Raw genomic sequence first — 21,544 nt, 5'->3', positions numbered from 1 at the left:
GCCTGGCCGTACCGACACGTCCGAGCGAATGTCGAGTTGTTGGGGGTCCCGCGAAGATCTGCCGACGGCGCGCCGCCCGGTGAGCCGATGAGGTGGCTAGAAGACCACGCGCACCGACCATTCCGCGTGCGGTGCCTCCCGCAGTTCACCGGAGGGATCGACCACCAACGTCAGCAACTGCACGACCACCCCGGTGAGCCGCCCGCGTTGCGGGTCGACGGTGGGGATGGTGACAGCCAACCGACTGTTCGGCCGGAAGATGACGGCGGTGGTATTGGGCGGGTCGTCGTAGAGCTGCAGCAGCCGCCACGGTGCCCGGGAAATGGCCTGCGGGACCGACAGCTGGACCGGATAGCGTTCGGTCACCGGCAGTTCGCCCTGAGTCTGCGGCGTCTGGCACTCGTCGAGCCTGAGCACGTCGCAGTACATGTATGGACCTACCCGGGTCAGGTGCCCGTGTGAGTACAGGCTGATCTCGGGCCGTTGTGGACCGGAATTGCGTGCCAGTAGCCAGGCGCCGACGCCCGCGCTCGCCGACAACCCCAGCACCACGACTGCGATCAGCGCAGTCATCCAGCGTTTCACTGCGGTCCCACTCCCGCCGTTGCGGTCCCCCGGCGCGTGGTCTCCTGCTCGGCCATGACGGGACGGTTGCCCCCGAGGCCGGGTATCAGCGAGTCGCCCCGAAAGCTGACAATTGTTTGTGCCAGACCCAGGATCAGCAGCGCGCTGACCGTGGTGAAGCCGATCCACAGGTCGGTGTAGATCAGCACGCCGACCGCCCCGCCCAGGACCCATGCCAGCTGCAGGGTCGACTCCGAGCGGCCAAAGCCCGATGCCCGCGATTCCTCCGGGAGGTCGTGTTGCAACGACGCATCCAGTGAGGCCTTGGCGATCGCACTCGAGCCCGACGTGACCAAGGTGGCGATGGCGGCAGTCACGAGGTTGCCGGCCACCGCGGCCGCCAGCGCGAAAGCGGTGACCACCACGGTGCAGCGCACTACCAGCACCGCCGGCCTACCCAGCTGTAGGCGAGCGCTGGCGAAGTTTCCGGCGAAATTGCCGATTGCGGCCGCCGCGCCGATCAAGCCCAGCATCCCCAGCTGAACCCACCCGTTGGCATCGTGGGCCTTGGCGACAAACGCCGGGTACAAGAACAGGAAGCCGACCATCACCTTGATGGTGCAGTTACCCCACAGCGAGGTAATGATGTTGCGGCCCAAGGGTTGTCGCAATGCTCCGCTGAGATTCTTGACTTCTTCGGGCCAGCTTCGGCGTTGCCTGCCACGGTCGCGGTGGTAGCTCAGTGTCGCGGGAACCTCGCCCGCGGTCACCTCGACCCAGCGCGGAATGCGCATGGACAGCAGCGCACCGGCCACGGTGACCGCGACAACGACGAACAGCGCTCCCGGCAACTCGAACAGGCGGGTGCAGGCGAACTCGACCCCCGCCGCGACGGCACCGCCGGCCATGGTCCCGCCGAGCAGGCCGAATACCGTCAGGCGGGAGTTGACTCGCACCAAGTCGATGGACGGCGGCATCACCCGGGGCGTCATGGCACTGCGCAGCACGCTGAAGGACTTCGACAACACCATCATGGCCAGTGCGCAGGGATAGAGCACCCAGGACGGGAAGCTTCCGCTGGCCCCGTCGTAGTTCATGATCAGCACCAAGGCCAACACCGTGCGAAGTCCGAACGAGAGCGCCAACGCGACGCGCCGGCCGTGCTGCAGTTTGTCCAGCGCGGGACCGATCAACGGGGCGACCACGGCGAACGGAGCAATCGTGATCAGCAGGTAGAGGGCCACCTTGGATTTGCTCTCGCCGCTGGCCGCCGCGAAGAACAAGGTGTTGGCCAGTGCCACAGCCATCGAGGAGTCGACCGCGAAGTTAGCCATCGTCGGCCACGTCAGCGCGGTCAACCCCGACTTGTCGGCGCCGTCGGCGGTCGCGGCGCGCTGGACCATCCAGTACATCCGCGAACCCATCTCCCGGCTGCGCATTGCCGCGGCGCGGGTGACGGTGATCCGTTCACCGCTGCTGAGACCGCGCGGGGGTGGTGGGGGCGCCTCGTTCCCCTCCGCGTCGTCTTCGGATTCCGGCTCCCGGTCCAGCGGCGGGAGGTAGCGGTTGGCGCTTGGCATGGGCGGTGGACGGCGCGTGCGACGGTTGCCGGGGCCGCCGGTGGGGTAGTTCGCCATCCCCGGGTGCTCACTGACCGATCCGTTTCGGGTGCGGCGGCCCGGGGACGCGGCCATTCGGCCCTGGTGATCACGCCGCCATCCAGACACAAGTCAATTCTGTCCTATCTCGCCGCCCCGTGTAGGCAACCGGGTGTGGCTCGCCTCCCGTGTCTTCCGGCAGTATGGGAGTCGCTTGCAGAAAGGAAAGGGAATGTGACCGGACCCTTTGAGGACTCGACGGAATCCTCCGCGACGGCCGTGGCCGAGTGGCCCGAAGAGCTGGCGCCGACGCTCACGGGTGCGGTTGCGCTGGCCAGGGAGGCTGTCGAGGAGTTCAGCGGCGCCGAGGCTGTCGGAGATTACCTGGGCGTCAGCTACGAAGATCCCAATGCCGCCACCCACCGATTCCTGGCGCATCTGCCCGGCTACCAGGGCTGGCAGTGGGCCGCAGTGGTGGCCAGCTACGTCGGTGCCGATCGGGTCACCGTCAGTGAGGTGGTGCTGGTCCCGGGCCCAACCGCGCTGCTGGCGCCGGCCTGGGTGCCGTGGGAGCAGCGGGTACGGCCGGGGGATCTAAGCCCGGGAGACCTGCTGGCGCCGGCGAAGGACGATCCACGGCTGGTGCCGGGTTACGCCGCCAGCGGTGACGCTCAGGTCGATGAGACCGCGGCAGAGGTCGGGCTCGGCCGGCGCTGGGTGATGAGCGGTTGGGGCCGTGCCGAGGCGGCGCAACGATGGCACGACGGAGACTGCGGCCCCGACTCGCCGATGGCGCGATCGACCAAGCGAGTGTGTCGAGACTGTGGGTTCTTCCTACCGCTGGCCGGATCGCTGGGCGTGATGTTCGGGGTATGCGGTAACGAACTGGCGGCCGACGGACGCGTTGTCGACAAGCAGTACGGTTGCGGCGCGCACTCGGATACCCCCGCTCCGGCGGGCACCGGCTCACCGATGTACGAGCCGTATGACGACGGAGTGCTCGATGTCGTGGAGAAGCCGGCCGAGTCGTCGGACTAGCCTGCTTCGGCGGCAGCCTTGATCCTGGCCAGCGAGGTGTTCATGCCTTCGACCAGCTCACGTTCAAAGTTCGTGTTGCCGCCGAGCAGGGCATTCACCGACATGCTCGAGAATGCGCTGACGCCGTTTTCGGCGTGACGGCTCTCGGTCAGCCGGGTTCCCGCGCCGTGCGGCGCCAGCTCATAGCTCCAGATCGTGCGGTTGGTATCGACCCGGAATGCCAGCTTCTGCTCGGGGATGACCTCCACGATTCGGGAGCTGGTGGGCCAGAACAGGCGGTTGCGGCGGTTGAAGTTCAGGGTGCGGGTGCCCTGGCGCAACGGGCCGAATTGGTGCATCCAGCGGCACTGCGGGCTCCACTCGGGCATCCGTCGCAGATCGGATATCAACGCCCAGACCTTCGAGGGTGGCGCGTCGATATCAATGTGCGTTTGCAACAGCGGAGATGCCATGGGTCCTCCCGGGTAGGCAATTACTAGTCGATTTGCTGGTCGAGGTAGGTCTCGAGTCCGGCCTGAGCGCCGCGCGCACCGCGGCGGGCAGCGGCAAGCTGCCAGACGAAAAGGCAGGTACCGAACAATCCCACCACCAGTCCGGCAACCGTCACTGGACGCCAGCCCTGCAGACTGGGGACCAGGAACGCCGCCATGGCCGCGCCCAACCAGGCGAGCGCTCCGACCAAGATGACCGGCCACACCTCGAGCAGGACCGCCGGTAGCGGAGGCGGTTCGGGGCTTTGGTCGGGCTCGATACTCATCGTGTCTCCAAGATAGCCAAGTCGCCATCCAGACGGCCGTGCGGATGCAGGTGGGTTTGCCCTCGCGCCGACGGCGGGGTCGTTCTCGTGTCCGCGAGCGCCCCATCGGCCCAGGCCGCCCCGGGCGCGGCCAGGCTTCGGTAAGCGGTGTGCCAAAGCGGTCGCGGGCGGTCGCGCCGAATCCTGGCCGTCGGACACGGCGGGCATGGGTTTGCCGTTCTGAACCCGCGCCATTGCGTTCCGATGTAACCTCGCGCTGTGCCTGACAGCGATGGGCGGCTGGCTAGCGACTTGTCGTTGGCAGTTATGCGGTTGGCCCGCCAACTTCGATTTCGGAACCCCTCGTCGCCGGTGTCGTTGTCTCAGTTGTCGGCATTGACCACGTTGGCCAATGAGGGCGCGATGACACCCGGCGCGTTGGCGATCCGCGAGCGAGTCCGCCCACCGTCGATGACTCGGGTGATCGCTTCCCTGGCCGACATGGGTCTGGTGGATCGCACGCCGCACCCCGTTGACGGCCGCCAGGTGCTGGTCTCGGTGTCCGAAGCGGGTGCGGAGCTGGTCAAAGCGGCGCGGCGGGCCCGCCAGGAATGGCTGGCCGAGCGCTTGGCGACGCTGGACGGCGACAAGCGCGACATTCTGCGCAACGCCGCCGACATCATGATGGCGCTGGTCGACGAAAGCCCGTGACCGCGCACAGCCATGTTCGCGACGTCGATGTGCGAGATGTCAGCGATCCCTACGACCCGTGCCTCGATGATTTCCGCGACCTCAACAGCATCGACCGCCGGCCCGACCTGCCGTCGGGCAAAGGGCTGGTGATCGCCGAGGGCGTGTTGGTCGTCCAGCGCATGCTGGCGTCGCGGTTTTCGCCGCGCGCGTTGCTGGGGACCGATCGCAGATTGCTCGAGCTGAAAGAAGACCTGTCCGGCGTTGGGGCACCTTACTACCGGGTCTCCCCGGACGTCATGGCGCAGGTGGTCGGGTTTCACCTCAATCGTGGCGTGTTGGCCGCCGCGAGCCGGGTGGTCGAGCCCAGCGTTGGGCAAGTCGTGGATGGCGCCCGCACCATCGCTGTTCTCGAAGGTGTCAATGACCACGAGAATCTGAGCTCGATCTTTCGCAACGCGGCCGGCCTGGGCGTGCACGCGGTGATTTTCGGCAGCGGCTGCGCCGATCCGCTGTACCGCCGCGCGGTGCGTGTCTCCATGGGGCACGCGTTGCTGGTGCCCTACGCGCGCGCAACCGATTGGCCCGCGGAGCTTGTCGCACTGAAAGAACGCGGATTTCGGCTCTTGGCGCTGACACCCAAGGGCGACGCTCGTGCGCTGCCCGAGGCGATGGACGCCGTGGGCGATCAACCGGTTGCCTCTCTGGTGGGCGCGGAGGGACTGGGACTGACGGCGGCTGCGCTGCGGATCAGCGACCTGCGGGTGCGCATCCCCATGTCGCGGGGCACCGACTCGCTCAACGTGGCGACGGCGGCCGCTTTGGCCTTCTATGAGCGGGCTAGGCTCGGCCAGTGACTGACGAACGCGGTGAATCTGCCCCCTGGGCTGCGGGTTTGGCGGTGGCCGCCTTTGTCGCAGCGGTGGTAGGGGTTGGCGATGCGGTGCTCAGCATCGGGCTCATTCGCGTGCATCCGCTGCTGGCGGTCGGTCTCAACATCGTGGCGGTCGGCGGGCTGGCACCGTCGCTCTGGGGCTGGCGGAACACCCCGGTGCTGCGCTGGTTTGTGCTGGGAGCGGGGGTGGGTGTGGCCGTGGCGTGGTTGGCGCTGATCGGCCTCGCCGGATTGGGCAGCCGCTAGCGCTGGCCGCTCGAACGCACCCCGAGCAGCACGTCCTCCCAGGCCGGGATGGCCGGCTTGCCACGGCGGCTGCTGGCCGGTTGTTCGGCCGGAGCGGGCGGGGTCTGCTTCGCCGGTTTGGCGGGCTTTGCCTGCTTGGCCGGCTTTGCGGGTTCGTCGAAGGCCAGGTGCGAGACCGGTGCCAGGGGCCGTAGCGGTGCCTTGTACTCCGGGTCGATTAGTTCGCTGGCCGCGTCGTCGATCGCGGTGACCGTGCCGCCGTGGGCTCCCGGGGCGAAACGGAAATGCGCGAGGTTGTCCGAGCGGCCGGCCTTCCAGGCCAGCTGTACCGTCCAGCGGCCGTCTTCGTTGCGCCAGGCGTCCCAGTCGAGCCGTTCGGGGTTGAGGCCACGGGTCACCAGCGCTGCGGTGATGGTTTCAAGCAGCGTCAGAACCGCGGGGCCGTCGGCGAGCATGGGGTGCGCGGCCGTCGCCAGTTCGGCGGCGCGCGAGCGTTCCAGCAACACCGGGTGGGCGAAGCGTTGGATGCGCGCGATGTCTGAGCCTGACGCGGTGGCGACCTGTTCGACAGATGCCCCGGCGCGGATGCGAGCCTGAATTTCCTTGGGACTGAGCATGTTGGTGACTTCTATGTCGAGTTGTGGTTGCTCGGGCGGTATCGGTTGGCGCTTCAACGCGGCCCGCAGCCGGTCATCGGCGGGCAGCTTGTATTTCTCGGTTGAGTCGACACCCTCGCAGAGAATGTATTTGCCGTCGGCGTCGAGCCCAACCACTCTCAGTTCCCGCATGGCTTCTCCTCGCAGGCTCCGTGCAGGTCGGCACCGGACCTGTTACGTTGCGAACTTTACGGCAGCGAAAGGCTGCCGTCGCGCTGACACGCTGGACGGTTGCCGGTTGATAACGGCGAGGTTAAAGACGCTCGACAACCCAATCGATGCACTGGGTGAGTGCGCTGATGTCGTCGGGTTCCACCGCGGGGAACATCGCGACCCGCAGCTGGTTGCGGCCCAGCTTGCGGTACGGCTCGGTGTCGACGATGCCGTTTGCCCGCAGGGTCTTGGCCACGGCGGCGGCATCCACGTCGTCAACGAAGTCGATCGTGCCCACCACCTGTGAGCGCAGGGCGGGATCGCTGACGAACGGGGTGGTGTAGGGACGTTCCTGCGCCCACGAGTACAACCGCTGCGACGAGTCGGCGGTGCGCTTGACGGCCCAGTCCAGCCCGCCATTGCCGAGCAGCCAGTCGAGCTGTTCGGCCAGCAGCACCAGGGTGGCGATCGCCGGAGTGTTGTAGGTCTGGTTCTTCAGGCTGTTCTCGATCGCTATCGGCAGCGACAAGAAGTCGGGGACCCACCGGCCGGACGCGGCGATGGCCTCGACGCGCGCCAGCGCGGCCGGGCTCATGATGGCCAGCCAGAGGCCGCCGTCGCTGGCGAAGTTCTTCTGTGGCGCGAAGTAGTAGGCGTCGACCTCGGTGATGTCCACCGGCAGGCCGCCGGCGCCCGAGGTGGCGTCGATGACAACCAACGCTTCGCCTGAGCCGGCCGGACGATGCACCGGCACCGCCACACCGGTCGATGTCTCGTTGTGGGCCCAGGCAACGACATCCACGGAGGGGTCGGCCTGCGGTTCGGGTGCGCTGCCCGGGTCGGCCTTGATGATGATCGGGTCGCCGATGAACGGGTTCTTGGCGACGGCCGAGGCGAACTTCGAGCTGAACTCACCGTAGGTCAGGTGCAACGACCGTTTGTCGATCAAGCCGAAGGCCGCGGCGTCCCAGAACGCCGTCGCGCCGCCGTTGCCCAGAATGACCTCGTAGCCGTCGGGCAACGAAAAGAGGTCGGTCAGCCCCGACCGCACCTGGCCGACCAGATTCTTGATCGGTGCCTGACGGTGGGAGGTGCCGAACAGCTCGGCTGCGGTGCTGGTCAGGGCCTGCAATTGGGCGGGCCGGACCTTGGACGGGCCGCATCCGAAGCGCCCGTCGCTGGGCTTGAGGTTGGCGGGAATGTCGAGGGAAGTCGCGAGCTGGTCAGCCATGGTAATCAGGGTAATGAGAGGTGGCGCGGTGGGGACCAAGCGGGCCGAAAAATGCCTGGCAGCGCGATCCGATGTGAGCGAGCCCACAGTTGACCGCCCGCTGGGGCTTGGGCCACTCTCCCTTTCGAGGGTCTGGATAATTCCCGGTACCAGCGGTACCGTGTTCATCACACGTCCGAATGTAAACCTCATCGAGGAGGGCTGTAATGGCCAGGACGCGAATGGTTCGGCGGTGGCGCCGCAATATGGAAGTGCGCGACGACGCCGAGTACGTGGAAATGCTCGCCACACTGTCCGAGGGGTCTGTGCGGCGGAATTTCAACCCGTACACCGATATCGATTGGGAGTCACCGGAGTTCGCTGTCACTGACAACGATCCCCGGTGGATCCTCCCGGCAACGGACCCGTTGGGGCGCCATCCCTGGTACCAGGCTCAATCCGAAGAACGCAAGATCAAGATCGGGATGTGGCGGCAGGCCAACGTGGCCAAGGTTGGGCTGCATTTTGAGTCCATCCTGGTCAGGGGCCTGATGAACTACACCTTCTGGATGCCCAACGGATCACCGGAGTATCGGTACTGCCTGCACGAATCGGTCGAAGAGTGCAACCACACCATGATGTTCCAGGAGATGGTCAACCGTGTCGGCGCCGACGTGCCCGGGATGCCCCGGCGGTTGCGTTGGATTTCGCCGTTGGTTCCATTGGTGGCCGGCCCGCTGCCGGTGGCGTTCTTCATTGGTGTGCTCGCCGGCGAGGAGCCCATCGACCACACCCAAAAGAACGTGTTGCGCGAAGGTAAGTTGCTCCATCCGGTCATGGAACGGGTGATGGCCATCCATGTCGCCGAGGAAGCCCGGCACATCTCGTTTGCGCACGAATTCCTCCGCAAACGCTTGCCGAAGCTCACCAAGCGGCAGCGGTTCTGGATCTCGCTGTACTTGCCGCTGACGATGCGGTCGCTGGCCAATGCGATCCTGGTGCCGCCGAAGGAGTTCTGGGCGGAGTTCGACATCCCGCGTGAGGTCAAAAAGGAGCTGTTCTTCAGATCGCCAGAGTCGCGAAAGTGGTTGCGCGACATGTTCGCCGACGTGCGGATGCTGGCCCACGACACCGGTCTGATGCAGACTCGCTCGGCGCGGTTGATGTGGCGTATCTGCAAGATCGATGGGGAGCCGTCTCGGTATCGCAGCGAGCCGCAGCGCCAGCACTTGGCCGCTTCGCCCGCCGCATAGGCCGTTACGAGCTGTTCTATGCCGCACGTTATTACCCAGTCGTGCTGCAACGACGGGTCCTGTGTGTTCGCCTGCCCGGTCAATTGCATCCACCCGACACCTGACGAGCCCGGCTTCGCGACGTCGGAAATGCTCTATATCGATCCGGTGGCCTGCGTGGACTGTGGTGTATGTGTGAGCGCCTGCCCGGTGGGTGCGATTGCGCCCGACTCGCGGCTGGACTCCAAGCAACTGCCGTTCGTGGAAATCAATGCGTCGTACTATCCGCAGCGTCAGGGCGGCGAGAAGCTACCGCCAACGTCAAAGCTGGCACCGGTGATCCCCGCTGCCCAGGTTCGGCCGCGCAGCCAGCCCCTCACCGTCGCCATCGTCGGGTCCGGGCCCGCGGCGATGTATGCCGCCGACGAGTTGCTGGTTCAGCATGGCGTGCGCGTCAACGTCTTTGAGAAGCTGCCCACGCCCTACGGCTTGGTGCGCGCCGGTGTGGCGCCGGATCATCAGAACACCAAGCGGGTCACCCGATTGTTCGACCGGGTGGCACGCCATCGCCGGTTTCGGTTCTACCTCAACGTGGAGATCGGCAGGCAGCTGAGTCACGCGGATTTGTTGGCCCACCATCACGCTGTGGTGTATGCGGTCGGCGCGCCCGATGATCGTCGTCTGCACATCGATGGGATGGGCTTGCCGGGCACCGGTACCGCGACCGAGTTGGTCGCATGGATAAACGGGCATCCAGACTTCACTGACCTACCTGTCGACCTGAGCCACGAGCGCGCGGTGATCATCGGCAACGGAAATGTCGCCCTCGACGTGGCACGCATGCTCACCGCGAATCCGGACGACCTGGCTCGCACCGATATCGCTGACCCGGCGCTGCGCGCACTGCGCAACTCGGCGGTTCGCGAGGTGGTGATCGCCGCCCGCCGCGGACCCGCCCACTCGGCGTTCACTCTGCCCGAGCTGATCGGGCTCACGGGTTGCGCCGAGGTGGTTCTCGACGCGGCCCATCGTCAGCGGGTCCTTGACGATTTGGCAACCGTCTCTGACCAACTGACCAAGCGCAAGCTGGAGATCTTGGCAACGCTGGGGGAGGGCTCGGCGGCATCGGGCCCGCGCATCCGGCTGGCATACCAACTCACCCCCCGATCGGTGCGTGGTGAGCAGCGAGCCAGCGGCGTGGAGTTTTCGGTGACCGGTACCGACGAAATGCGCACCCTCGATGCGGGGCTGGTGCTGACGTCGATCGGGTATCGCGGCACGAAGATTGGCGATCTGCCGTTTGACGACAATGCGGCGGTTGTCCCCAATGACGGTGGCCGAGTCGTGGACCCGGTTCGCGGCGCCCCGGTGCCAGGTGTCTATGTCGCGGGCTGGATCAAGCGCGGGCCCTCCGGGTTCATCGGTACCAACAAGTCCTGCTCGCTGCAGACGGTTGCGGCGCTGGTCGCCGACTTCAACGCGGGCAAGCTTGGCGATCCGGTGTGCAAACCGGCCGCGTTGGCCAAGCTGGTGCATACCCGCGAACCCGACGTCATCGACTCCGCGGGATGGTTTGCCATCGACGCGGCCGAGATTGCACGCGGTAACGCCGAGGGGCGTCCGCGCAACAAATTCACCGATGTGGCCGACATGCTGGGTGCCGCCGCCTCGGGGGCACCGGTGCGCCCGTCTCGTGGCTTGCTCGCGGCGATCCTCGGCAGGTAAGCGAAGTCGTCAGGCCGCGCCGTTGCGCAGGCGCCGCGGTACGGCGACGCCTGCGCAACGGCAGGGTTGATCTGCGTTAGTTGCTCGCCTGTGCGGACATGGCCGCTTGGATCTCCTCCATGCTGACCTCGCGTACCGGCTGGCCCAGCGACCAGTGGTGGCCAAAAGGATCGGCGACAACTCCGTAGCGGTCTCCCCAGAATTGGTCGTCCAACGGCGCCACAACCGTGGCTCCGGCATCCAGTGCCCGCTGGAACTTCGCGTCCACATCGGTGACGGTCAGATGGATAGTGACCGGTGTTCCGTCCAGGGATACCGGTGTCATCGACTTGCCCCCGCACATCTCGGGAAAGTCGTCGTTGAGCATCACGGTAGAGCCGTTGATCCGAAGCGCGGCGTGGACCAGCCTGCCGTCCGGACCGGGCACCCGGCCCAACTCCTCGGCCCCGAAGGCCTTGACGTAGAAGTCGATGGCGGCCGCGGCGTCGTGAACGACGAGGTGGGGGGACAGGGCGGGTTCGACGTTGATTGCCATGAAAGTCTCCTTGCTGTTGGCTTCCCGAATGGGCTCACCGGTACTGACCCAAGCCGCGACACAAACTCATCGCTGCGTTCGTCATTTAACCGCGGGGCACCGACAAGCCCCGGTGGCTTGTGGCCGGACGGGCGCTGGCCGCCTGTGCGGGACTCTTGTATCAGGCGCAGGTCAGGCGCGGATGAGGCGCGGATGAGGCGACGGACGGTGGCCGTCGCTCGGTGCGGTTCGCCTTGGTTCCCGACCGCCCCTGGTTCGCCCCCCGGTTGCTGGCTGCGGCCGGCTCCCGGCCGCGGGCCGATGTTGTGATGCGTCCACCGTGACTGTCTGACCGTGATGGGCGAGTGATCGTCAAGTGACCTGGTGGACGCCAAAGCGCTAGACACGGCGCCGTTGACTACGATTTCAATTCTGCGAGAGCACTTTTCGGTAACGGCGCGAATACGATTGGATCGCGACACGGGTACTATTACGTCACGAAACACGCTGATTTTGACGGGATTTGCGAGGGAATTGTGCCCCTCTAGCACTTCCTGGCGATATGTCAACCCTTGGTGGCCGAACATCCACGATCGCGGACTGGCGTCGCTTTGGTGTCCGAGCTCCGGCGTCGGATGCGAATGTTGGCCGAGAGGGTGAAAGCGACTGACGCGCAGGTTCGTCATGTACGAAATATGTTGGCATATAGGTCGACCCGAAAATCCGCCGAAGTCAGAAGCCTGGGCGAAACGAGGATGCTGATGGCATCGCTCACCGATTGTCTCATCGAAAAGCGTTGGTCAGCAGCGGAGAAACCTTGAACTGCGCTGACTCGAGATGGCTGCGTATAGGTGATAAGTGCTGTCTTGCAATGACTATGGCCACTTTGATCGCGTTTCTTGTGCGCTATCCGGCTGGCAAGATCAATTCACTCACGACAGAACGTCGCTGCAACGGTCGCCACTGGCAGTGCCTTCTTGCTGCCTTTTTGCTCCCCTCGGCGGATCATCGGGATGGCCAGGGTATGGGCTGGTGATCTGGATGAATTTAATTGGAATTCAGGGTGTTTGAGCATTCGGTCGAGCCAGGGCGGGCGCTAATGATGCGTTGGGTGAGGCGGTCCTGCATGTCCGGACGCGGGTTACTCGGGCGGGCTCGACCGCGGCTTCCGGCTCCAAAGATCGGTATTGACAATAGCTCTGGTGGGGCAGCAGACTTCGCTGCACGTTACGGACCTCCCGGTTGCACACCTCGAACATCCTGGTGAGCAGCGCGACACCTCAATACCGCCACTTTGTCAGTCGATGCCGTCGGACGGGCCGTTGGCTTTGCTGGGCCTGGCTCGCATCGAGCTTGCCCGGCGAGCCACCGCGAGCTTGCTCATCGACCGGCAAAGCGTCATCCGACGAATCCACTTTCCCGGTGGAGGCACAAGGAGAATTTATGGGTTACGCCAGCCATGCGGTCCGGGTCGGGGCGCTGGTGTTCGTTCTGGTGGTGGGTGCTGCGGTGGCAACCGATCAGGCGATCGGCCATGCCGCACCAACTGATTCGGACGCCTCCAATGGTGAATCGTGGGCCGACGTCCCCGCGCCGCCGGGCGGCGAGAACACCGCAGCGTCTCTGCTGCCGGGGGCGGCACAGCCGGGTGCGGTGCCCGGTGCGGCGCAGCCGGGAGCGGCACTGCCCGGTACGGCTCTGCCGGGTGCGGCATCGCCAGGGGTGGGTACGCCACAGCTTGATCCCAGCAACATCCCCGATGACTTGCTCAACGCCGTGATCAATTTCCTGGCCTCAATCCGCAATGGAGTGGTGCCGATCCTCGAAAACCGCACGCCGGTGGCCACGCCCCAACAACTCAAGATCGACGTCAACGGCTCGACGGGCCTGGTTCCGTTTTCGGCCTACGACCCGGATGGCAACAGGATGACCTTCAAGGTCAATCCCCGCGGCACCCCCTGGTGGGCCTCAGCACGGCATGGTGAACATCGACGAGAGCAGGGCCGCCTTCGTCTACACACCCGAGCCGAATTTCGTTGGCATCGACACGTTCACCGTTGCGGTCAGCGATGACACCAGCCTGCACGTGCACGGGCTAGCCGGATACTTGGGCCCGTTTCACGGCCACGACGACGTCGCCACCGTGACGATCTTCGTTGGCAACATCCCGACCGACACGATCAGCGGCGACTTCAGCATGTTGACGTACAACATCGCCGGGCTGCCGTTCCCGCTCTCCAGCGCGATGCTGCCGCGCTTTCTCTACACCAAGGAGATCGGGAAGCGGCTCAACAACTTCTCGGTGTCCAACGTCCAGGAGGATTTCAGCTACCACGAATTCCTGATCAAGAAGTCCAGGATGCCCAGCCAGACACCGCCCAGCCCGCCCACCTTGCTGTGGCCGATCGGTGTGCCCTTCTCCGACGGGCTCAATAGCCTCGCCGTGTTCAAGGTGAAAAGACTCGACCGGCAGACGTGGTTTCAATGCGATGCCGACAACTGCCTCACCCCGAAGGGTTTTAGCTACTCCCAGCTGCAACTGCCGGGCGGAAACACCATGGACCTCTACAACCTGCATGCCAACACCGGTGGTGGGGTGCTTACCAACGCCAACCTCAGGCAGCTTGCCAACTACATCCTGCAGAACTCCGCGGGCCGCGCGGTGATCGTCACCGGCGACTTCAACGCGCTGTACTCCGAGGACCAAGCCGGCCTGCTCGACTTCGCCGGTTCCACCGGGCTCACCGACGCCTGGGTGGAGGTCGAGCACGGCCCCACCACGCCGCCGTTCGCGCCGGACTGCATGGTCGGCAACGAATGCGAATTGCTCGACAAGATCTTCTATCGCAGTGGCACGGGAGTGACGCTGCAGGCCACCGCCTACAGCAATGAGGCGCCCAACTTCAACAATTCCAACGGGCAACCGTTGTCGGACCCCAGCCCTCCGGCGGTTGCCTTCCACTACGAGACCAACAACGTCTCTTACCCGAACTAGTTTGTAGCGCTTGGCATTTGGTGCTCGATTCGACCTGTCCGGGCGCATGCTATGCGGTGGTCAGCACCCGGTCCCAGCCCGCGACCGACTCCGGGGTGCGTGGCGCCGGCCCCACGTAGATCGCGGAGGGGCGGACCAGCTTGCCCAGCCGCTTCTGCTCGAGAATGTGGGCACACCAGCCGGCGGTCCGCCCGCAGGTGAACATCGCCGGCATCATGTTGGCCGGGACGCCGGCGAAGTCCAGAATGACCGCGGCCCAGAACTCGACATTAGTCTCGATGGCTCGGTCGGGACGGCGCTCACGCAACTCGGCCAGGGCCGCCTGTTCCAAGGCCGCCGCGACTTCGTACCGGGGTGCCGCCAGCCGCTCGGCGGTGGCGCGCAGCACCCGCGCCCGCGGGTCCTCCGCGCGGTAGACCCGATGCCCGAAGCCCATCAGCTTCTCGCCGCGGTCCAGAATGCCCTTGACCAGGCCGCGGGCGTCTCCGGTGCGCTCGACCTGCTCGATCATGGGGAGGACTCGGGCCGGTGCACCGCCGTGCAGCGGCCCGCTCATCGCACCGATCGCGCCCGAGAGTGCCGCTGCGACGTCCGCGCCGGTAGAGGCGATGACGCGGGCGGTGAACGTCGAGGCGTTCATGCCGTGTTCGGCGGCCGACACCCAGTAGGCGTCAATGGCTTCGATGTGCCTGGGGTCCGGTTCGCCTTGCCATCGGGTCATGAAACGCGCTGTTACCGTTGAACATTCGTCGATAACTCGTTGAGGCACGGCCGGCTGATAGATGCCGCGTGCCGATTGAGCGACGTACGACAGCGCCATCACCGACGCACGCGCCAACTGTTCGCGGGCCGTGGCGTCATCGATGTCCAGCAGTGGGGCGTAGCCCCAGATGGGCGCCAGCATCGCCAGCCCAGCCTGAACATCGACTCGTACATCGCCGGTGTGGATCGGCAGCGGGAATGGCTCGGCGGGCGGCAGCCCGCGGCCGAATTCCCCGTCGACCAGCAGCGCCCACACATCGCCGAAAGTCACCCGCAGACTAACGAGATCTTCGATATCGACGCCGCGATAGCGCAGCGCGCCACCGTCTTTATCCGGCTTCGCGATCTCGGTGGTGAAGGCGACTACGCCATTGAGGCCAGGGACAAAATCTTCCGGGACCACAGTCATAGCCAAATTCTTGCACTCCACCTCGGGGCGGAAACTACCGCCTAGTAGCCCCACCGGTAGCGTTGGCGCAATGACAGGGCCAAACGAGCAGCGCCTGGCCGCGATGCGGGTGGAATATGGGTCACCCGAAAAGGATGCCAGTCCCGACCTGGATGCGGACTGGCTCGGCCACGGATGGCTTGCGCTGGTTCGTAAGTGGATAGACGACGCGGAACATGCCGGGATCGCCGAACCCAACGCGATGGTGCTGGCCACCGTTTCGGAGGGGCGCCCGGTTAGCAGGTCGGTGCTGTGCAAGGCGGTCGATGAGGCCGGAATTACGTTTTTCACCAGCTATGACTCGGCCAAGGGCGCCGACCTGGCCGAGACTCCGTACGCGTCCGTGACGTTTCCGTGGTACCAGCTGGGGCGCCAAGTTCACGTCCGTGGCCCGGTGAGCCGGGTCGCTGCGCAGGTGACCGAGGACTACTGGTCTTTGCGGCCGCGTGGGTCTCAGCTGGGCGCATGGGCGTCGCACCAGTCGCAGCCGATCGCGTCGCGCGCGGCATTGCTCGACAAATTGGCGCAGGTGACGGCGCGCTTTGCCGACGTCGAGCGCATCCCGGTGCCGCCGAATTGGGGCGGCTATCTCATCGCAGCTGAGGTGGTCGAGTTCTGGCAGGGCCGGGAGAACCGGGTGCACAATCGGATTCGGGTCAGCGGCACACAGATCGAACGTCTGCAACCCTGAGATCGGCAAACCTTTCGCACTAATTGCGGCCGGTGATTATCGCGCCGGGTGCATAGTGCATTCAATTTCCGCGCGCTGCATTAATCAGAATCGGATTCTGATCTATGTAGCGCTTTCGGCTTAATTTGACAGCGGCGGGTACTGGGCCCTTATCTTGTTGTGTCAACGCAGCCTTTTTGCATGTCGCATTATCGAACGGCATTTTAGAAGGAAGTTTTAGAAGGAAGTTTTGGTAGTGCGCGTCTATTGGGAGCAACTGATCAATGACAAGGCGTGATCCTTCCGTCGCCATCGTTGGCGCAGGTATGGCCGGAATCTGCATGGCAATTAAGTTGCTCAACAGTGGAATTACCGATGTCACCATCTACGAGAAGGCCGACGAGGTCGGTGGGACATGGCGTGAGAACACATATCCGGGCCTGGTCTGTGATGTGCCTTCGCGGCTTTATCAGTACTCGTTTGCCAAGAATCCGGATTGGTCGAACTTATTCTCGCCGGGCGGCGAAATTCAATCCTACTTCTGTGGGATTGCCGACCGTTATCGATTGCGGGACCGGATTCGTTTCGGGACCGAAATCGTCAGCGCGCGATTTGAAGACGATCACTGGTCGGTGGTGACGGATAGCGGCGAAGAGACGGCGGTCGACTTCTTGATCGTGGCCACCGGCTTGCTGCACCACCCGCGGGTGCCGGCGATCGCAGGTTTGGACGACTTCGGAGGCAGCGCCTTTCACTCGGCCCGGTGGGATCAACGGGTCGCGGTGCAGGGGCGGCGCGTGGCGGTGATCGGTAGCGGATCAACCGGCGTGCAACTCGTCTCCGCCCTGGCGGGTGTGGCGGCCAAGGTCACCATGTTCCAGCGCACCCCGCAGTGGATCCTGCCGTGGCCTAACAGGCAGTACTCAAAGGTGAGTCGTGCCTGCTACCGCGGGGCGCCGTGGCTCGAATCGTTGGCCTACAAGATATGGGGCCGGGCCTTCGAGCAATTCACCGCGGCGCTGACCAGGCCGGGCTGGCATCGCCGCGTAACGGGGATGACGTGCCGTGCCAGCCTGCGCCTGGTCCGGGATCCACACCTGCGCCAGGCTTTGACTCCGGACTACCAGCCGATGTGTAAGCGGCTGGTGATGTCCTCGGGGTTCTACCGTGCCATCCAGCGTGACGATGTCGAGCTGGTCACCACGGGCATCGACCGCATTGAAAACGCGGGCATCGTGACCGACGACGGGGTGCTGCGCGAGGTGGACGTCATCGTGCTCGCCACCGGATTCGACTCGCACGCGTTCTTCCGGCCGATGAAGCTGATCGGTCGCGACGGTGTCGAGATCGACGAGCTATGGCGCGGCGGCCCATATGCGTATCAGACGGTGGCAATGCCGGGCTTTCCGAACTTTTTCATGATGCTGGGTCCGCATAGTCCGGTGGGGAATTACCCGTTGACCGGCATTGCCGAATCGCAGGCCGATCACACATTGCGCTGGATACAGCGGTGGCGCAGCGGCGAGTTCGACACGGTCGAGCCGACGTCGTGGGCAACCGATGAATTCAATGCCAAGCTGCGGGCTGCGATGCCCAAGACGGTGTGGACGACGGGTTGCAGCAGCTGGTATCTGAACGATGATTGGGTGCCGGAGGTGTGGCCATTCGCGCCGGCCGAGCATCGGGCCATGCTCGCCAATCCCGACCTCGATCAGTATCACTTGCGTCGCCGGCCCGAGGTCCTGGCCTGGTAGCCGGGTCACGCGCGATTTCCGGCGCTTCGATCGGTGCACCGGTGGACCGCGTGATTTAAGTCTGTGAAATAGTTCCTGCGGAAATATTTGTCGCTGAATATCAATGACTCGCGAGGGGCGGATGAGCGGGGTGTGGCACGGTCGGCAATCCGCTCGATCGCGCGCATTCGCTTTTCTGACCGTTCATCCGGCTTCCGCACGGAATATGCAAAGGGTTTGTCGGGGCATGCCACGGTGGCCCGTCATGGCCACCGGGCAGCAGGGTCGCGGAGATCGACTGGACCAGCAGATACGACCCCGGGCAGGCGCGCCATCGTGTCAACGACTACCTTCAGCTATACGCACCGAGTGGGGCAGTCATATCAGCCAGAACGCAAAGGGGTCTCGTGTCCGACACCGACGACACCGCAACTCTGAAGTACCCGGGGGGCGAGATCGACCTGCAGATCGCCCATGCCACCGAGGGTGCTGACGGCATTGCGCTCGGCCCGCTGCTGTCCAAGACCGGACACACCACGTTCGACAACGGCTTCGTCAATACCGCGTCGTGCAAAAGCTCAATCACCTACATCGACGGTGACGCCGGCATTCTGCGCTACCGCGGATACCCGATCGACCAGCTGGCGGAGAAGTCGACCTTCATCGAGGTCTGCTACCTGCTGATCTACGGCGAGTTGCCCAACACCGACCAGCTCGCCCAGTTCACCGGCCGGATCCAGCGCCACACCATGCTGCACGAGGACCTCAAGCGGTTCTTCGACGGTTTCCCCCGCAACGCCCACCCGATGCCGGTGCTGTCCAGCGTGGTCAATGCGCTCTCGGCGTACTACCAGGACGCGCTGGACCCGATGGACAGCGAGCAGGTTGAGCTCTCGGCGATCCGGTTGCTGGCCAAGCTGCCGACCATCGCCGCCTACGCCTACAAGAAGTCGGTTGGCCAGCCGTTCCTCTACCCGGAGAACTCCCTGACGCTGGTCGAGAACTTCTTGCGGATGACGTTCGGCTTCCCCGCCGAGCCCTACCACCCCGACCCTGAGGTGGTGCGGGCGCTGGACATGCTGTTCATCCTGCACGCCGACCACGAGCAGAACTGCTCGACCTCCACGGTGCGGCTGGTGGGTTCCTCCCGGGCCAACCTGTTCACCTCGATCTCGGGCGGCATCAACGCCCTCTGGGGCCCGCTGCACGGCGGTGCCAACCAGGCGGTGCTCGAGATGCTCGAGCAGATCCGCGACAGCGGCGACGACGTGAGCGAGTTCGTCCGCAAGGTGAAGAACCGCGAAGCCGGCGTCAAGCTGATGGGCTTTGGCCACCGCGTCTACAAGAACTACGACCCCCGCGCCAGGATCGTCAAGGAGCAGGCCGACAAGATCCTGTCCAAGCTCGGCGGCGATGACTCCCTGCTGGGTATCGCGAAGGAGCTCGAAGAGGCGGCGTTGACCGACGACTACTTCATCGAGCGCAAGCTCTACCCCAACGTCGACTTCTACACCGGCCTGATCTACCGTGCCCTCGGCTTCCCCACCCGGATGTTCACCGTGCTGTTTGCGCTGGGCCGGCTGCCGGGCTGGATCGCGCACTGGCGCGAAATGCACGACGAGGGCGACAGCAAGATCGGGCGTCCGCGCCAGATCTACACCGGTTACACCGAGCGCGACTACGTCGCGATGGACGGGCGGTAGTCGGTCAGCGGTCTTGCCGCAGGTAGGCCAACACCGCCATAGCGGCGTTGTGCCCGCCAATACCCGACACCGCGCCGCCCCGCCGGGCGCCCGAGCCGCACAGCATGATGCGGTCGTGGTTGGTGGCCACCCCCCATTGCTGGGCGGGGGTGGCCAGGGTGTCGTCGTTTTCGGCGAATGGCCACGATAGCGCGCCATGGAAAATGTTTCCGGCGGTCATGTGCAGCGTGTGCTGTAGGTCTGCGGTGGTCGTGGTCTCGATGCACGGCCGACCATCCGCGTCGGTCAGCAGCACGTCCTGAATCGGCTCGGCCAGGACCGAGTTCAGTGAGGCCAGCACCGCTGCGGTGAGTTGGTCGCGCAGCACGTCGGGGTCGGCGTTTCCGAACACCGAGTGCGGCGTGTGCAGGCCGAACACCGTCATGGTCTGCGCGCCGACGTCACGTAACGCGGGCGACAGGATGCTCGGATCGCTCAGCGAATGGCAGTACGCCTCGCACGGCAACGGATCCGGCAGATGCCCGGCGGCCGCGCGCTGGTGCGCGGCTTCCAGCTGGGTCCAGGTTTCGTTGGCGTGGAATGTCCCGGCGAATGCTTGTTCGGGTGTGACGACGGCATCACGCAACCGGGGTAGTCGCCGCAGCACCATGTTCACCTTGACCTGTGCGCCCGGGGCCAAGGATGGTTCGGTATCGCCGAGCAGCTTTGCCAGGACCGCTGGGGTGACGCCGGCCAGCACAAAGCGCCCGCGAACCAGGTGTTCGTCGTCGCCAGCGCGATAGCGCACGTCACCGTTCGGGGTGACCGCGACAGCTTCCGCGCCGGTCACTATTTCGGCGCCGTATCCGGTGGCGGCGGCGGCCAGCCCCGCGGTCACCGAACCCATGCCACCGATCGGGACGTCCCAGTCACCGGTGCCGCCGCCGAGCAGGTGATAGAGGAAGCAGATGTTCTGGGTCAAAGACGGCTCGTCGAGCCCGGCGAAGGTGCCGATCAGCGCGTCGGTAGCGATCACGCCACGAACCAGGTCATCGTGCACCGCGGCGGTGATGGCGCGTCCGATCGGTTCCTCGATCATGGCGTGCCAGGCGCCGAGTGCCTCGGGGGCGCCACAGTCCACCACGGTGCGGCGGGCCTGGTCGCGGGTGCGTAGCGGCTCGAGCAGCGTCGGCCACAGGCGTTCGGTCACCAGCCGGCAGCGCCGATAGAACGCGGCAAACCCGGGCTCATCGCCGGCCGCGCCGACCGCGGCAAAGGTGTCGTCGCCGGCGGTCCCGATCAGCAGGCCGGAGCGTCCGTGCGTGTCAGGTTGGGGGGTATAGGACGAAAACTGGCGCCGGGCTAGCCGGACCGGGGCACCCAGGTCTTTGATGATCTGCGGCGGCAGCAGGCTGACCAGGTAGGAATACCGGGATAGACGAACCTCGACGCCGTCGAACGCCTGGATCGAGACTGCTGCCCCGCCGACGTGTCCCAGGCGCTCGAGCACCCGCACGCGCAGACCCGCCCGTGCCAGGTACGCGGCCGCGACCAGGCCATTGTGGCCGCCGCCGACAACGACGACATCGAATTCTTTCATTCTGGTGTCAGTGCGGGGTCGTGTCAGCCGGAGTATCCCTCGACCTGGCCGGCGGGACGCACGCTTGCCTCCCGCGGGTCGCCGCCGGTCTCCCGCAGCGCCCGGCGCTGGCGCAGCAGATCCCAGCACTGGTCGAGTTCGATTTCGATGAGGCGCAGTCGTTCATGCTCCTCTGACTCGGAGATTTCGCGGTGCACAAGCCGCTCACGCAATGCCTTCTCCTCGGCGACAAGGTCGCGGATATGGGCCAGGGTTTCACTGTCCGTCGGTTTCCTCCCATTAGCCATTGCTCCAGTGTGCCTGACATCGGTAATTGCTCTGGCGGGGAGTCGGTAGGCTGCATATCGCCAGGGGCACCGCGAGGGCTGTGCAACCAACTGACGTTAAGGAGAAGTAC

At 65.2% G+C, this 21,544-nt stretch carries 19 protein-coding genes and 1 pseudogene; 10 read left to right on the top strand and 10 right to left on the bottom strand.

Going from position 1 to position 21,544, the window contains the following annotated elements; all coding sequences use genetic code 11:
• Positions 1–96: 96 nt before the first annotated feature.
• Together MPSD_RS23855 and MPSD_RS23850 are read right to left on the bottom strand one after the other, a co-directional pair.
• Positions 97–573 carry a DUF2771 domain-containing protein gene (locus MPSD_RS23855; protein ID WP_223161725.1) on the bottom strand — a complete coding sequence of 159 codons (477 nt, stop codon included), beginning with the start codon at positions 571–573 and terminating at the stop codon, positions 97–99.
• 8 nt (positions 574–581) lie between these two features.
• Positions 582–2,258 carry an MFS transporter gene (locus tag MPSD_RS23850; protein WP_036427138.1) on the bottom strand — a complete coding sequence of 559 codons (1,677 nt, stop codon included), beginning with the start codon at positions 2,256–2,258 and terminating at the stop codon, positions 582–584.
• Between the two features lie 138 nt (positions 2,259–2,396).
• Here MPSD_RS23850 and MPSD_RS23845 point away from each other — a divergent pair, with 138 nt between their 5' ends.
• Positions 2,397–3,200, top strand: a complete 804-nt coding sequence (locus MPSD_RS23845) for a DUF3027 domain-containing protein (protein ID WP_011738633.1) — start codon at positions 2,397–2,399, stop codon at positions 3,198–3,200.
• On the opposite strand, the gene MPSD_RS23840 is transcribed toward MPSD_RS23845, so the two are convergent.
• Positions 3,197–3,652 carry an SRPBCC family protein gene (locus tag MPSD_RS23840; RefSeq protein WP_011738632.1) on the bottom strand — a complete coding sequence of 152 codons (456 nt, stop codon included), beginning with the start codon at positions 3,650–3,652 and terminating at the stop codon, positions 3,197–3,199. The genes MPSD_RS23845 and MPSD_RS23840 overlap by 4 nt on opposite strands.
• 23 nt (positions 3,653–3,675) lie before the next feature.
• Positions 3,676–3,957, bottom strand: coding sequence for a DUF2530 domain-containing protein (locus MPSD_RS23835; protein WP_020786032.1), 282 nt, complete (start codon positions 3,955–3,957; stop codon positions 3,676–3,678).
• A gap of 258 nt (positions 3,958–4,215) precedes the next feature.
• Between MPSD_RS23835 and MPSD_RS23830 the strand changes: the two genes are divergently transcribed.
• From MPSD_RS23830 to MPSD_RS23820, 3 genes are read left to right on the top strand one after another with little or no spacing between them, the layout of a single operon-like run.
• Positions 4,216–4,647, top strand: a complete 432-nt coding sequence (locus tag MPSD_RS23830; RefSeq protein ID WP_020786033.1) for an Rv0880 family HTH-type transcriptional regulator — start codon at positions 4,216–4,218, stop codon at positions 4,645–4,647.
• Complete coding sequence (locus MPSD_RS23825; RefSeq protein WP_015357100.1) at positions 4,644–5,483, top strand: TrmH family RNA methyltransferase; 840 nt, start codon at positions 4,644–4,646, stop codon at positions 5,481–5,483. The genes MPSD_RS23830 and MPSD_RS23825 overlap by 4 nt, the downstream gene beginning before the upstream one ends.
• A complete protein-coding gene (locus MPSD_RS23820; RefSeq protein WP_036426274.1) occupies positions 5,480–5,767 on the top strand; it encodes a DUF2537 domain-containing protein in 288 nt (95 codons plus the stop codon). Before MPSD_RS23825 ends, MPSD_RS23820 begins: the two co-directional genes overlap by 4 nt.
• Here the strand turns inward: MPSD_RS23820 and sepH are convergent.
• Complete coding sequence (gene sepH, locus MPSD_RS23815) at positions 5,764–6,555, bottom strand: septation protein SepH (RefSeq protein ID WP_020729594.1); 792 nt, start codon at positions 6,553–6,555, stop codon at positions 5,764–5,766. The two genes, MPSD_RS23820 and sepH, sit on opposite strands and share 4 nt — an antisense overlap.
• Positions 6,556–6,676: 121 nt before the next feature.
• The gene (gene serC, locus MPSD_RS23810) at positions 6,677–7,807 is read right to left on the bottom strand and encodes a phosphoserine transaminase (protein WP_036451116.1); all 1,131 of its coding nucleotides are present in this window, start codon (positions 7,805–7,807) and stop codon (positions 6,677–6,679) included.
• 206 nt (positions 7,808–8,013) lie between these two features.
• Between serC and MPSD_RS23805 the strand changes: the two genes are divergently transcribed.
• On the top strand, positions 8,014–9,039 hold the full coding sequence (locus tag MPSD_RS23805) for an AurF N-oxygenase family protein (RefSeq protein WP_012396188.1): 1,026 nt from the start codon (positions 8,014–8,016) through the stop codon (positions 9,037–9,039).
• Positions 9,040–9,057: 18 nt separating this feature from the next.
• A complete protein-coding gene (locus MPSD_RS23800) occupies positions 9,058–10,743 on the top strand; it encodes an FAD-dependent oxidoreductase (RefSeq protein ID WP_036426275.1) in 1,686 nt (561 codons plus the stop codon).
• 76 nt (positions 10,744–10,819) lie between these two features.
• On the opposite strand, the gene MPSD_RS23795 is transcribed toward MPSD_RS23800, so the two are convergent.
• Complete coding sequence (locus tag MPSD_RS23795) at positions 10,820–11,278, bottom strand: VOC family protein (RefSeq protein ID WP_015357094.1); 459 nt, start codon at positions 11,276–11,278, stop codon at positions 10,820–10,822.
• 1,422 nt (positions 11,279–12,700) lie between these two features.
• Between MPSD_RS23795 and MPSD_RS23790 the strand changes: the two are divergent.
• Positions 12,701–14,252: pseudogene (locus MPSD_RS23790) on the top strand (Ig-like domain-containing protein).
• A gap of 49 nt (positions 14,253–14,301) precedes the next feature.
• Here the strand turns inward: MPSD_RS23790 and MPSD_RS23785 are convergent.
• Complete coding sequence (locus MPSD_RS23785; RefSeq protein ID WP_086085043.1) at positions 14,302–15,423, bottom strand: citrate synthase 2; 1,122 nt, start codon at positions 15,421–15,423, stop codon at positions 14,302–14,304.
• Between the two features lie 70 nt (positions 15,424–15,493).
• Between MPSD_RS23785 and pdxH the strand changes: the two genes are divergently transcribed.
• From pdxH to MPSD_RS23770, 3 genes are all read left to right on the top strand, one after another.
• Positions 15,494–16,153: a pyridoxamine 5'-phosphate oxidase gene (gene pdxH, locus MPSD_RS23780; protein WP_015357092.1), complete on the top strand. Its 660-nt coding sequence runs from the start codon at positions 15,494–15,496 to the stop codon at positions 16,151–16,153.
• Positions 16,154–16,416: 263 nt separating this feature from the next.
• Positions 16,417–17,886, top strand: coding sequence for a flavin-containing monooxygenase (locus tag MPSD_RS23775; RefSeq protein ID WP_036426278.1), 1,470 nt, complete (start codon positions 16,417–16,419; stop codon positions 17,884–17,886).
• A 386-nt stretch (positions 17,887–18,272) separates the two neighbouring features.
• Positions 18,273–19,568 (top strand): citrate synthase, encoded by a 1,296-nt coding sequence (locus tag MPSD_RS23770; protein WP_020786040.1) that lies wholly within the window; start codon positions 18,273–18,275, stop codon positions 19,566–19,568.
• A 4-nt stretch (positions 19,569–19,572) separates the two neighbouring features.
• On the opposite strand, the gene MPSD_RS23765 is transcribed toward MPSD_RS23770, so the two are convergent.
• The gene (locus MPSD_RS23765) at positions 19,573–21,147 is read right to left on the bottom strand and encodes a phytoene desaturase family protein (protein WP_015357090.1); all 1,575 of its coding nucleotides are present in this window, start codon (positions 21,145–21,147) and stop codon (positions 19,573–19,575) included.
• Between the two features lie 23 nt (positions 21,148–21,170).
• Positions 21,171–21,434 carry a DUF2630 family protein gene (locus MPSD_RS23760; protein WP_011738616.1) on the bottom strand — a complete coding sequence of 88 codons (264 nt, stop codon included), beginning with the start codon at positions 21,432–21,434 and terminating at the stop codon, positions 21,171–21,173.
• Between the last annotated feature and the right edge of the window lie 110 nt (positions 21,435–21,544).

It is taken from the genome of Mycobacterium pseudoshottsii JCM 15466 (assembly GCF_003584745.1).
Classification (GTDB): Bacteria; Actinomycetota; Actinomycetes; order Mycobacteriales; family Mycobacteriaceae; genus Mycobacterium; species Mycobacterium marinum.
The sequence above is the reverse complement of the archived record's forward strand: the minus strand, read 5'-3'. Positions and strand labels throughout refer to the sequence as shown.

Bases quoted from the DNA above. Each gene is read 5' to 3' on its own strand.
- MPSD_RS23835 (WP_020786032.1), bottom strand. From the start codon at position 3,957: ATGAGTATCGAGCCCGACCAAAGCCCCGAACCGCCTCCGCTACCGGCG.
- MPSD_RS23775 (WP_036426278.1), top strand. From the start codon at position 16,417: ATGACAAGGCGTGATCCTTCCGTCGCCATCGTTGGCGCAGGTATGGCC.
- MPSD_RS23850 (WP_036427138.1), bottom strand. From the start codon at position 2,258: ATGGCCGCGTCCCCGGGCCGCCGCACCCGAAACGGATCGGTCAGTGAG.
- MPSD_RS23760 (WP_011738616.1), bottom strand. From the start codon at position 21,434: ATGGCTAATGGGAGGAAACCGACGGACAGTGAAACCCTGGCCCATATC.
- pdxH (WP_015357092.1), top strand. From the start codon at position 15,494: ATGACAGGGCCAAACGAGCAGCGCCTGGCCGCGATGCGGGTGGAATAT.
- MPSD_RS23795 (WP_015357094.1), bottom strand. From the start codon at position 11,278: ATGGCAATCAACGTCGAACCCGCCCTGTCCCCCCACCTCGTCGTTCAC.
- MPSD_RS23765 (WP_015357090.1), bottom strand. From the start codon at position 21,147: ATGAAAGAATTCGATGTCGTCGTTGTCGGCGGCGGCCACAATGGCCTG.
- MPSD_RS23840 (WP_011738632.1), bottom strand. From the start codon at position 3,652: ATGGCATCTCCGCTGTTGCAAACGCACATTGATATCGACGCGCCACCC.
- MPSD_RS23800 (WP_036426275.1), top strand. From the start codon at position 9,058: ATGCCGCACGTTATTACCCAGTCGTGCTGCAACGACGGGTCCTGTGTG.
- serC (WP_036451116.1), bottom strand. From the start codon at position 7,807: ATGGCTGACCAGCTCGCGACTTCCCTCGACATTCCCGCCAACCTCAAG.
- MPSD_RS23805 (WP_012396188.1), top strand. From the start codon at position 8,014: ATGGCCAGGACGCGAATGGTTCGGCGGTGGCGCCGCAATATGGAAGTG.
- MPSD_RS23855 (WP_223161725.1), bottom strand. From the start codon at position 573: ATGACTGCGCTGATCGCAGTCGTGGTGCTGGGGTTGTCGGCGAGCGCG.
- sepH (WP_020729594.1), bottom strand. From the start codon at position 6,555: ATGCGGGAACTGAGAGTGGTTGGGCTCGACGCCGACGGCAAATACATT.
- MPSD_RS23785 (WP_086085043.1), bottom strand. From the start codon at position 15,423: ATGACTGTGGTCCCGGAAGATTTTGTCCCTGGCCTCAATGGCGTAGTC.